We start from the raw sequence: 12,759 nt of genomic DNA on the forward strand, positions 1-12,759 counted from the left end.
TTTTGGGAGTTATTATGAATTTTAAAAGCAAATCAACATTTATAGCCAATATCTTGATAGGTATTGCACTGATACTTGGCGGTATTTTCTATGCCATGTACAACAAAGAGGTTTTACTGACCTTTAACTCGGCTGAAAAGATGTACAATGACGGTTACTACTTTACTTCTGCAGCCTCTAACGACACGGAAAGTATCTATTCACTGGCCATATACGATATGCTTGATACAGGATATGGAACTGATGACGGTAAATCGGAAGTCTACACCGTATTTGGAGATGACGGATTGTATTTTTTGGAGGCAAATCCAAACAATGCAAAGATAAAAGCAATGGTGGAATTCTTTGACAAATATGCAAGCGAAGAACATCCTGATGATGAACCGCTTCCTGTAAGATATTTGATGGTGGAGCCTCACACTGACAGCACCTCTATCCTCTCCACTATAGCGGATAAAGTAGATCCTGATTCCACTTTCAGAAATAGAGAAGAGGGAAAACTCTATGACGACTTCTATATTTCACAGACCTCTCTTACAAAGAATATAGCTTTCCATTTGGCTGTAACTTTGGTTTTAATGGTAATCGGTGTCGGAATGATAATAGTTGCTTTCACAAGAAAGTCTAAAAATGCCGATACATATGAGAAACTTTGTGAACTTGATGAAAAACTTAGAGATAATATAAATGAACTTGACAATATCGCAGACTATGTGGATAAATCTCTTGGAGCTTATGTATATAAGAACCATTTGATACTTAATACAAAGTTCGGATTTGATATGTTCAATTTAAATAATCTCGTTTGGTTATATCACAATATAACAAGACATAAGATGTATGCCGTTATAACTGTAGGTATCGACTATGCACTTCAGATAAATATGTTTGAAGACGGAAGATGCCGTGAACAAAGAGTTATGTTGACAAATAATAAAAAAGCTGAGGATGCGGTTGTATCTCTTATAACCTATATAGGTATGAATTATCCGAATGCACTTATCGGATTCACACCGGAAACACAGCAGGCTTATCGAGAGTTTAAACAATCACACAGATAATTTAACCGGTCTTAAAATCATAAGTAATTCTTGTGATTTTAAGGCTGTTTTTTTGTCATAAATAATATTTTTTGATATAATGTTTCTGAGATTATAAAAGATATTTAAAGCTGTCATCTCTCACTTACAGTGAAAATTTAAGGATATATTATGAATAAAAAAACTTTAAAAATACTTGAATATGAAAAAATAATAAATATGCTTGTAGATATGGCAAGCAGCGAGCCTGCAAAAAGGCTTTGTAATAAATTACAGCCGTCTACAGATATATCGGAAATACAAAGAAATCAGGCTTATACCACTGCTGCCGTGGACAGAATAAGACTTAAAGGAAATCTTGCTTTATCGGAAGTAAAGGATATATCGGACTCTTTAAAAAGACTTGAGATAGGATCATCACTATCTCAACCTGAGCTTATGAAAGTTCTTTCCATCCTCAATGCGGCTTCAAAAGCTATTACCTATGGACTGCACTCTGAAGAAGAGGACTATGATGTGCTTGAAGAATATTTCAGATCCCTTGATGAAATTAAAGATCTTAAAAAGGAACTTTCAAGATGTATAATTTCGGAAGAAATAATGGCAGACAATGCCTCACCCGAACTTAGTCATATCAGAAGAAAAATAAAGCAGATAAACTCAAAAATGCATACGGAACTCAACAATATTCTTAATGCGCACAGAGAATATCTTATGGATGCCGTAATTACTCAAAGAGACGGTGCTTACTGTCTTCCTATAAAAAGTGAGTATAAAAACAAGGTTTCAGGTGTTGTACATGACCAGTCATCTACCGGTTCCACCGTGTTTATTGAGCCGATAGCTGTAATCCGAATGAACAATGAGCTGAAGTCTTTAGCCATGGACGAGAAGAAAGAGATAGAAAAAATACTTGAAAACTTGAGTCTGTTGGCTGCACAATATATTGAAAGCCTCAGAGAAAATGCAAAAACTCTCATCTTCCTTGACTTTGTATATGCCAAGGCAAATCTTTCAAAGAAGATGAATGCAAGTGAGCCCAAGTTTAACTCAAAGCATTATATAAATATAAAAGAAGGCAGACATCCTTTGCTTGATGCAAAAAAAGTGGTACCTATCAATATATCATTAGGTGAGCATTATGATTTACTGATTATCACAGGACCTAATACCGGCGGTAAAACGGTATCTCTAAAAACAGTGGGCCTGTTCACTCTTATGGGACAGTCGGGACTTCATATACCTGCTTTTGAAGGAAGTGAACTTTCAGTATTTAGTGACGTGTTTGCTGATATAGGCGATGAGCAGAGTATAGAGCAATCCCTCTCCACCTTCTCAGGACATATGAAAAATATTGTTTATATTTTAAATCATGCGGATGCCAATTCACTCTGTCTTTTTGATGAGCTATGTGCAGGTACCGACCCTACAGAAGGTGCGGCACTTGCCATATCAATACTCTCATTCCTTCACAGAATGCAAAGCAGGTGTATTGCTACTACTCACTACAGTGAGCTTAAAGTGTTTGCACTGAATGAACCGGGTGTTGAAAATGCCTCATGTGAATTTGATGTTGCCACACTCTCTCCTACTTACAGAATCCTTATAGGCGTACCCGGTAAGTCAAATGCCTTTGCCATAGCCGGAAAGCTTGGACTTCCGGATTATATAATTTCAGAGGCGGATACTCACCTTGAAAAGGATGCAAAGGACTTTGAGGATCTGCTCACAAGGCTTGAAAATGACAGACAGACAATAGAGAAGGATAAATTATCCATTCAAAAATATAAAAGAGAAATTGAAAGCTTGAAAAGGCATTATAATAAGCAGGAAGAAAATCTTGCCGCAAGAAAAGAAAAGATTTTGGAAGAAGCAAAAGAGGCTGCCAGAAAAATCTTGGAGGAAGCAAAGGAAACCGCTGACGACACTATTAAAAATATCAACAAAATAGCATCGGGTGCAGGCCTCGGCTCGGCTCTTGAAGAGCAAAGAACAAGACTTCGAGAATCTATAAATAAAAACACCAAGGCTACCGAGATAAAACAAAATACTGTAAAGGCCAAAAAGCCGAAGGAACTTAAACTTGGTGACAGTGTACATGTTATAAGTCTCAATCTTGACGGTATAGTATCTTCTCTTCCAAATCAAAGCGGTAACTTCTTTGTACAGATGGGTATACTCAGATCTCAGGTAAATATATCTGATGTAGCTTTGGTTGAAGAGCCAAGCACTAAACCTGAGAATAAGACAAGAACAAGAAGCTCTTCAATGGTAAAATCCGCTACAATATCCACAGAGATAAATGTAATAGGAAAAAATGTGGATGAGGCATGCTCCGAGCTTGATAAATATTTGGATGATGCTCTGCTTGCCCATCTTCCGGGAGTAAGAATTATTCACGGAAGAGGTACAGGTGCATTGCAAAAGGGTATACATGCCTATCTGAAGAGGCAGACCTTTATCAAGAGCTATTCTCTTGCAGATTTTAATGAAGGCGGTAATGCTGTAACTATCGTACGTTTTAAATAATATAATATAGGTGAAAAATGGCAGAAAAACAAAGAATTTTAATTGTAGATGATGATGAGAATATAGCGGAACTTATTTCATTATATTTGATGAAGGAATGTTACGAAACAAAAATAGTGGGTGACGGCGAATCTGCCCTTTCGGATTTTGACGAATTCAAACCTCATTTGGTTCTTCTTGACCTTATGCTGCCGGGTATTGACGGCTATCAGGTTTGCAGGGAGATAAGAGCAAAGTCCGGTACCCCTATAATAATGCTCTCAGCCAAAGGTGAAGTATTTGATAAAGTTCTCGGTCTGGAACTTGGTGCCGACGACTATATGATCAAACCTTTTGACTCAAAAGAACTTATCGCCAGAGTAAAGGCTGTAATAAGGCGATACAACAACAGTACAATCTCATTGCCTGAGGTACATACAGGTGGAGAATATGTGGAATATCCCGACTTAAACGTGAATATGACAAATTATGCGGTAACATACCTTGGAAAGAATGTTGAAATGCCGCCAAAGGAGCTGGAGCTTTTATACTTCCTCTCCTCTCATCCCAATCAGGTGTTTACAAGAGAACAGTTGCTTGATAATATCTGGGGATATGAGTATATAGGTGATACCAGAACTGTAGATGTGCATATTAAGAGATTGCGTGAAAAAATACATGACAATAAGTTCTGGTCAATATCCACCGTATGGGGTATCGGATATAAATTTGAGGTTAAAAAATGAAACTCTCTCTATATCTGAAATTTATTTTAGCTTATATAGTTTTCGGTATAGCGGGTTTTGTGGCAATAGCAACTATTTCCAGCCATTTGACCTATTCATATCTGGTTGATTCCAGAAGTCAGACGCTTTATGATGAGGCTAATCTTATCGCCTCTACCTACTCTACAGTATATGAGGGGCAAAATATCTCGCTGGCGGAAAGCTATCCGCAGTTAAAAGCCGTAGCGACTTTCCTGAATGCAAAGATATGGGTAATGGACAGAAACGGCAAGATAATAGTGGATGCCGAAAATAAAAGAGTATCGGATATTATCTCGGATTTTGACCCTACCGCTACCGGTAACAAGTCCTATATGGTCGGAAATTACTTTAACTCATTTGATGAGGATTATCTTAGCGTTTCCGCACCTATTACAGGTAACTTTCGTACCTACGGCTATGTGGTCATCCACCTGCCTATGGTAAATGTTACAAAGAGCCAGTACCATATTTTGAATATAGTATATATGACCTCTCTGATAGTATTTTTACTTTCACTGATTATTTTAATAGTATTTCAGCGTATTGTTTACTCTCCGCTTAGGAAAATAACAAATGGTGCCAAAGCCTATGCCGAAGGGGATTTAAAATATGAAATAAAAGTACATTCAAATGACGAGATGGGTTACCTTGCGGCAACGCTAAACTATATGTCCGATAAACTTGATGATACCGAAAATTATCAAAAAAAGTTTATTTCAAATGTATCTCATGATTTTCGCTCACCTTTAACATCTATAAAGGGTTATCTTGAGGCTATTTTGGACGGTACTATTCCTCCCGAGATGCAGGAAAAATACCTTACAAGAGTTATTGATGAGACAAACAGACTTACAAAGCTTACGGAAAGTATTCTTTCACTGGATTCGATTGAAAGTGTAAAGCTTAATAAAACAAGCTTTGATATAAACAAGATGATCAGAGATACCGCAGGCAGCTTTGAAGTACAGTGTAACAGTAAGAATATTACAATAGAGCTGATATTTTCCAATGTCTCCCAATATGTTATCGGTGACTATGCAAAGATACAGCAGGTACTTTATAATCTTATTGATAATGCTATAAAATTTTCCTCTCAAAACTCTTCTATCATTGTACAGACCAGTTTAAAAAAGGAGAAAATTTTTATTTCAGTTAAGGACACCGGAATAGGTATTGCAAAGAATGAACAGTCCAAGGTCTTTGACAGATTCTATAAATCAGACCTCTCCAGAGGTAAGGATAAAAAGGGTACAGGGCTTGGACTTGCAATAGTAAAAGAAATATTACAGACTCATGGAGAGAATATAGATGTTATAAGTACCGTTGGTGTCGGTACCGAATTTATCTTCTCTTTACCTGCAAGCAAAGAAACTTAATATAATTTTTAAAAAGGGACTTTTGTGCATAAACAAAAGCCCCTTTCTTGTATTACTGTTCTTTTTTCAATTCAACTTTTTGATTTAACTCGGCAAAGCTTGTAGCTAATGAAGCAAGTCCGCTAAGCTCTGTAGGAATAATAATCTTTGTTGATTTTCCGTCAGCTACCTTCTGGAATGCCTCAAGTCCCTTAAGTGTAAGTACCTTCTGGCTTGGATCCGCCTCTGAAAGCACTCTTAAAGACTCTGCCTGAGCCCTCTGGATTGCAAGTATTGCCTGTGCCTGTCCTTCAGCTCTCTTTATAGCTGTTTCCTTTTCGGCTTCCGCATTAAGTATTGCAGCCTGCTTACTACCCTCTGCTACAAGAATCGCACTTTCCTTCTTAGCCTGAGCCTCAAGAATATTTGCTCTCTTCTCACGCTCAGCCTTCATTTCCTTCTCCATTGCAACTCTGATATCCTCAGGTGGCAAAATACTCTTTAACTCCACACGATTTACCTTGATACCCCATGGATCTGTAGCCTCATCAAGCTCAGATCTCATAGCTGTATTTATGGTATCTCTTGATGTAAGAGTCTGGTCTACAGTCATATCACCTATGATATTTCTAAGAGTAGTCGCTGTAAGGTTCTCTATAGCTGATATAGGTCTCTCAACACCGTAAGTATAAAGCTTAGGATCGGTTATCTGGAAATACACTATCGTATCTATCTGCATAGTAGCATTATCCTTTGTAATAACCGGCTGTGGTGGGAAATCCACTACCTGCTCTTTTAATGAAATAACCTTTGATATTTTATCAAAGAAAGGGTTGATAAAATGTAATCCTGAACGAAGTCCTTGTGAATACTTTCCAAGTCTCTCAACTACATATACTTTTGACTCAGGTACTATCTTTATTGCCTTTACCGTAATCACGAATATAATAGCCAATAAAACAACAATAATTCCAATGCCTACCATTTGTTATGTCTCCTTTAAATAAATTAATTTCTGCCGATAATTATCTTATTGCCTTCAAATTTATCAATGTTGGCAATATCTCCGGGCTTCAATTCCAAATTTGCAATTGCTGTCCATATACCGCCTTTAAATCTTACATCATAAATATAATTATTATCTTCAACAGATGTAAGCTTCACTATCTTTACCTTCTCAGTATCCATACTCTCCTTACCCTTCATAAAGGATTTGAAAATACTTCTAAAGAAAGCTATAAAGATCAATGACAGTACACAGAATATGATAACCTGTATCTCAATTGATTTAACAAATAAAGATATCGGCATCATAATAAGTGCCGCAATAGCCAGCCACACTGAAACCAGTCCGGGAATTATAATTTCTCCAATGGCAAATATAGCAAATAAAACTCCCCAATAAAACATATTTCCTCCTTCCGCTTATAAGTAGTTCTACCAAAGCTTTTAGAAATATAACACTATATTATCACCTTTATTATAGCACAAATTATACTTATATGCTAATAAAAACCTCAAGGATATCCTTGAGGCTCTTATTTTATAATATAGATTATCTAACCCACTTGCCGTTGCTGTCTACCCAGTATCCGTCAGGAGTTCTTGCATTGTACCACATTGCTCCGTCAGCACCTACATAGTAAGAACTTCCCTGGTAGTTGATCCAAGCGTTTCTGTACATATAGCCCCAGTGATCAAAGTAATACCACTTACCGTTGTCCTTGATCCAGCTGTCTGCTACATATGAAGTACCTGCATTAACATTCAACATATAGTACCATCCGTGCTCGTCTCTACGCCACTCACCTCTGTCTGCCGGCATACGCTCTAAAACTGCTGCCTGCGCTGTCACCGGGGGAACTACCGCACCGCCAAGACTGAATGCTGCAAATAAAATTGCTGCTGATTTGATTAAACCTTTTTTCATCATTCCTCCTTCTCTCCTATACCATCGTTAATCTGACAGATTAACTGTCTTTATATAGTATAAACCAATTTTGTATTTTATATCTTACATTGTGTTTACAAAATATTTGCTAATTACATACATTATGTATAAGAATATCTATTTACTCTTTAAAGCCGGAGTCCAATAGCTGTTATTGTATATATCTGTGAATTTGTAAGTGATTTGATTGTCATCCTTCACAAGAACATAAGATACCTTAGGAGCAGTCTTTCCAACCACATACTCATCATCCAGTTTATAATCATCAAGATATGTACCGTCATATCCGTAATAAGCATATATAAACTGTATTCTGTCTCCCTCAACTATATCCGTTATATTCTTTGCGATGGTTTCTGTTTGTGTATCTTTATAATCTGTATTTGCTCCTGCCAGATATCCGTTAGGATGCTCGCCGTCAAATATAATTATCAGATTGGCTCTCTCACCGTTTAAAATAACAGGTACACGTCCTATAGTAACCGTCTCATCTCCGTTTTTTGTAGTTGACAGATGATAGTATGCAACATATTGCTGATCTATAGCAATCCATGCTCTTTGAGTATCTGCAAGCATATCTCCGTTTTCATCAAACTCAAAGAAATTGTCAAGTCCCATATCAATATATCCGCTTCCCATATCCAAAAGCATATTCTCTTCTATACTTGATACCATATTCCACTCATCCTCGGATAAATGAATCTTAGGTGTGGAATACTGATCTGTCCATTGAAGCTTTGAAGCATCTAGTCTGTTTGATAAAACATAGTTTCTGATTGTTTCATCAGACATATTTCTGTTTTGCAAAAAGCCTATACTTGAAGTATCAAGCCCTATATTTGCAAGGCTCTCTGATGATAAGCTTCCTGATATAAGACTTGCTATCAAACTGTCAATATCTGCAGCTGAAAATGAACCTGAACTGTTTCCTTGATAGTTTCCTGTTAATGTATTTGCAGGGGTTGTTTCTCCTCCGCCTGCAATCTGTCCACTCGCCTGTAATGTGGCAAACTGCTGTATCATTTTGGTATATTCGCTATCCATACCGATGTCACCATAGGTCTGAACCATTCTGTCAACCTTTGACAATTTCTTGTATGGGAAATAGATTGAAAGCCCATATGAGTTTGTCATATTTGAAGATGTCCTGTTATATTTTACCGCACCAAGTATTGACTGTATTGTAGGGTCGTTTTCATTCTGCTCTAGATTATACACAAGATTTACCAAGTCTACCTGATCTATATTTGAAGATTTTGCAAACTCTCTGCTTGCCGTTCTCGCGTAAGATACTTTGCTGTACTCATTATTCTCTATATATGAAGCGGTGTCCCTTGCAAAGCTTGAAAGGCTGCTTGGAACTGTAGCCTTAAGCTCGGCCAAATCCACCAAAGAAAGAGTTGTAGACTGCCCTCTTGCACTTCTGTTACTCTCATCTATAAAATCATCCACTATCTTCTTTCCAAGATCAAGAGTGGAAATTGCGGTATTACTACTAAGATTGCTCAGCCAATTGGTATAATACCATCCTGTTCCCGGCTCCGTCTCCTCGGATGCAATCAAATAATCTGCATATTCTGAAAGTGCAAGTGCCGTCTCTGTAGTAGCCATCAGACAGGCATCAAATCCTATGAAGTCATACTTTATACCGGTTTGCGCAACAGCAGCTTTTATTTTTGCAAGATTCATTGATCCCGAGTTCGGATTTTTTTCATCATATCCATAACCTGTTACAGAACCGCCGCCGTGATCCCAGAAAATAAGCTGATATCTGTTAGCCGGAAAATTATTCTTACAATAGTCAATAAATCTAACCAATGTATTGGGATCTGTCATTGAAGGATTTGAATTGTCATCTGCAAGCTTATTCATTTTTCCGTCCGCTATCTGATAGATTTCATTGTTTGATGATGATACTACCGAGTTTTGCCAGGTATTTGTTCCTCCTGTATATACAAGCAGATTAACATTGCTTGAAATATTGGCCTTTGTCATCTCAATGAGATCTTTCGTAGCCATTCCGTGCTTAGTCTCCAAGTCGGTACCGCACATATATACCATCACGGTTACACTGTCACCGCCTGTAGGCCTGTAAAACTTCTCTCTGGCACTTTCATGCACTGAGGTATCCAGTTGTCCTCTGTTATCGGTAACTCCGCTCCATGCACTTCCTACGCCGCTTATACTTGATGCCGCTGTGCTTCCGATTGATGAAGGCAAAGTCGGGATACTGATCATCGGTGTTGTTCCTGTACTTGTACTATTTGTACTATTTGTACTACTGCTTAATCCTCCGAGTATTGAACTTAATATATTGCTTTTATTACCTGTGACAATACTTATTATTACAAAAACTACAACTATCAATAAGCTGAACGGCGAACGTCCTCCGCCTCCACCTCTTCCGGATGAATTCCTGTTTCCTCCACCGGAACCTCCCACAAACGATCCTCTACCCAAAACACTTCTACCTGTTCCGGTAACCTCTCTTCCATGTGATAACGGTCTACCCATCTACTCTCCTCCTGTTTGTTATTTATGCCGACAATACTTTAAGCATAGTTTATTCTAACAATAATCTCAGCATACCGCAATAAATCATTACAAACAGTTATTATTTTGCATCATATTTGCATATTACAAGCCTGTTATTCATAAGATATATGATTGGAAGAAAGATTTTGCCATACCATTTCATCTGCTTTGCTATTTGTTTTGTAAAGTTTATAAATCCGATTTGCTTCAGTTTAGGATTAAGTTCTATAATCTCTTCGCCGTTTGTAACTCCAAAATGATACTCGGACTTGGTTCGTTTTACAGCCTTGTTCGTTTTTGCCTTATTCACAAGTCTTTTGGAAAGACAGTCCAGATGAAGTACAAAATGTTCAAAATTATCTGTAAGTATATTTAAAAACTCCTTCACCTGCTTAGGATAAAAATACATAATCATCCCCTCTGAAATAATCAAAAGCTTCTCTCCCTTTGTATCTATCTCCTTTGTCCATGACTTATCAAGGGCTGATTTTTCGATATTTTTTACTCTGTCATTTTCCTCAAAGAATTTTTTTCTTAAACTTATTATCTCCGGAAAATCTATATCATACCAATGTATTCTACCGTTATCTACGCGGAAAAATCTTGTATCCAGCCCTGAACCCAGTGAAACTATATGACAATCCGGGTATTTGTCTATAAACTTTTTCACCTCATCATCCATAACCTTGGCTCTCGCAATAATACCTAAAAGATTCACTTTTTCATTACTGAAAGAGCCAAAATCATAGTCAATCATATCCACCATTTCAGCCGACTTTTTATCCTTTAATATAGATTTTTCAGATCTGTAATCTCTTGCCCTTGCATCCAAAGTTATAAGCATAGTCTCCATAACACCTTCAAGTTTTATCTTCATCAAAGCCTCCATTTACCGCTATATCTGCGGTATAAAAATATATATAATCTGATTATGTTAGTTCTTGCTAACTTAGGTTATATCATACTTCTATTTTATGGAAAACTCAATAAATTTATCTTTTTAAGAAATTTATAATAATTGTAAAGAATTACATCTTTATAATTTGCCGATTCGCCTTTTACTTTACATCTTTAAACCGTTAAATTTTTTGAATTTTTTTATTATTTTCACACATACAAGAGATTATAAAAATTGTTTTTTTCTTAGTACATGAATATTATTTAATTAAATGAGCATATTTTTATTTACATTTACCAATATTATGTTTGGTAATTGACCTATTATTTATTTGTGATAAAATCATATTCAACAAATATATTTGCAATATTTATTTTGGGAGGAAGATATGTATAAACTAAAAAAGATACCGTTACTGCTTTCGGTTTTATTACTGTCCTTACAAGGATGTTCAGGAAGTAAAGTTACTGCTTCAGATATGCAGGGGGAAAAGTTTTTTTATCAGGTTTCAGATGCTTCTTATTCTACAGGTAAATATACTTTGGATGAACTTGCAGAACGTAGAGAAAACCCTTTATTTATTGATAATTTACAAAAGTTTAATGCGGAACTGAATTCAACAGATACTGTGGATTTTTATAATATGAAACATACATATGTAGATTTTATAGGTAAGTGGAATAAGCCGGAAGATTTGACATATGGCTATAAAGAGAAACTGGATTTAATAGATAAAAAGATGCTTGTCAATGAAAAGCTTGAGTATATAACTCCGGTAGATGCATTTATTCTAAATAAAAAAACAATGCAAAAACTTGGACTGGATTATTTATCAGATCAGGATTTTATATATAATGGTGAGTTTCCCATGGTGCTTGGCTACGGCTTTAAAGAATATTATAATATCGGTGATACCATTCCTATAAGATATTCAGGAGAAAGATTTAACGGAAAGGTGGTAGGTTTTTATGATAAGGACTTGGTATTTGATGAATTTTCACATTGTGACAGTTATTCCACCGTTATAATTCCATATATGGATAATCTTGAAAGCAAGGATGATTACGAAAACAAAGAGAGTTTTCTTAATGCTTATATATCACTTAAAAATTTAGGCTATATCTATTTCCCAAATACTGTAGATTATGAAAAAAATAAAGATGCGGTGGAAAAAATAGCTCAAAAATATAATCTGGATTATACTGTACTGAGAGGTTATTAAAATGATACTACAAGTTAGATGTCGGCTTATAAAATTGGCCGACATATTTTATTTTTTAAATTATGATATGTATTCATTAATTAAAAAAAGCCCTGAAAACAAGGCTTGTAAAATAAAAAGAGCGCGAGACGGGACTCGAACCCGCGACCCCGACCTTGGCAAGGTCGTACTCCACCAACTGAGCCACTCGCGCACACACATATTCTATCACTAAAATTAAAAATTGTAAAGATGTACCTTCAAAACTGCGTACCAAACTTAAAAAATAAATTCCTTATCCTTTTGGTTAAACCCTCGACCTATTAGTAACCATCAACTTAATACATTACTGTACTTACATCTTGGCCCTATCTACCTCGTAGTATTCAAGGGGTCTTACTGTTTTCACATGAGATATCCCATCTTGAGGGGGGCTTCACGCTTAGATGCCTTCAGCGTTTATCCCGTCCCGACATAGCTACCCTGCCATGGAGTTACTCTCCA

General features: G+C 36.5%; 10 protein-coding genes, 1 tRNA gene and 1 rRNA gene. 5 read left to right on the forward strand and 7 right to left on the reverse strand.

All coding sequences use genetic code 11. The features are described from left to right. Positions 1-14 precede the first annotated feature (14 nt). The 4 genes from HMPREF1140_RS08280 (at position 15) to HMPREF1140_RS08295 (ending at position 5,691) form a co-directional block, all read left to right on the forward strand. Positions 15-1,061, forward strand: coding sequence for a hypothetical protein (locus HMPREF1140_RS08280; protein WP_009663334.1), 1,047 nt, complete (start codon positions 15-17; stop codon positions 1,059-1,061). Between the two features lie 150 nt (positions 1,062-1,211). Then, positions 1,212-3,569: an endonuclease MutS2 gene (locus HMPREF1140_RS08285; protein WP_009663401.1), complete on the forward strand. Its 2,358-nt coding sequence runs from the start codon at positions 1,212-1,214 to the stop codon at positions 3,567-3,569. Positions 3,570-3,586: 17 nt separating this feature from the next. Then, entirely contained in the window at positions 3,587-4,294 is a 708-nt protein-coding gene (locus tag HMPREF1140_RS08290; protein ID WP_007595143.1) for a response regulator transcription factor, read from the forward strand. Continuing rightward, positions 4,291-5,691, forward strand: coding sequence for a sensor histidine kinase (locus HMPREF1140_RS08295; RefSeq protein ID WP_009663255.1), 1,401 nt, complete (start codon positions 4,291-4,293; stop codon positions 5,689-5,691). The genes HMPREF1140_RS08290 and HMPREF1140_RS08295 overlap by 4 nt, the downstream gene beginning before the upstream one ends. Before the next feature lie 52 nt (positions 5,692-5,743). Here HMPREF1140_RS08295 and HMPREF1140_RS08300 read toward each other — a convergent pair whose 3' ends face one another. The 5 genes from HMPREF1140_RS08300 to HMPREF1140_RS08320 form a co-directional block, all read right to left on the reverse strand. Continuing rightward, the gene (locus tag HMPREF1140_RS08300; RefSeq protein WP_009663181.1) at positions 5,744-6,655 is read right to left on the reverse strand and encodes an SPFH domain-containing protein; all 912 of its coding nucleotides are present in this window, start codon (positions 6,653-6,655) and stop codon (positions 5,744-5,746) included. A gap of 23 nt (positions 6,656-6,678) precedes the next feature. Next, positions 6,679-7,080: an NfeD family protein gene (locus HMPREF1140_RS08305; protein WP_009663250.1), complete on the reverse strand. Its 402-nt coding sequence runs from the start codon at positions 7,078-7,080 to the stop codon at positions 6,679-6,681. Positions 7,081-7,225: 145 nt separating this feature from the next. Next, positions 7,226-7,600, reverse strand: coding sequence for a choline-binding protein A (locus HMPREF1140_RS13840; RefSeq protein ID WP_007595134.1), 375 nt, complete (start codon positions 7,598-7,600; stop codon positions 7,226-7,228). A gap of 138 nt (positions 7,601-7,738) precedes the next feature. After that, entirely contained in the window at positions 7,739-10,135 is a 2,397-nt protein-coding gene (locus HMPREF1140_RS08315) for a clostripain-related cysteine peptidase (RefSeq protein WP_009663373.1), read from the reverse strand. 100 nt (positions 10,136-10,235) lie between these two features. Continuing rightward, a complete protein-coding gene (locus tag HMPREF1140_RS08320) occupies positions 10,236-11,033 on the reverse strand; it encodes a class I SAM-dependent methyltransferase (RefSeq protein ID WP_009663331.1) in 798 nt (265 codons plus the stop codon). Between the two features lie 409 nt (positions 11,034-11,442). Between HMPREF1140_RS08320 and HMPREF1140_RS08325 the strand changes: the two genes are divergently transcribed. After that, complete coding sequence (locus HMPREF1140_RS08325; protein WP_009663247.1) at positions 11,443-12,276, forward strand: hypothetical protein; 834 nt, start codon at positions 11,443-11,445, stop codon at positions 12,274-12,276. Between the two features lie 120 nt (positions 12,277-12,396). Here HMPREF1140_RS08325 and HMPREF1140_RS08330 read toward each other — a convergent pair. Beyond that, positions 12,397-12,469 (reverse strand) — tRNA-Gly (locus tag HMPREF1140_RS08330). 89 nt (positions 12,470-12,558) lie between these two features. Next, positions 12,559-12,759: ribosomal RNA gene (locus HMPREF1140_RS13565) — 23S ribosomal RNA — on the reverse strand; the annotation flags it as partial.

The sequence above is a fragment of the Lachnoanaerobaculum sp. ICM7 genome, assembly GCF_000287675.1.
Taxonomy (GTDB): Bacteria; Bacillota; Clostridia; order Lachnospirales; family Lachnospiraceae; genus Lachnoanaerobaculum.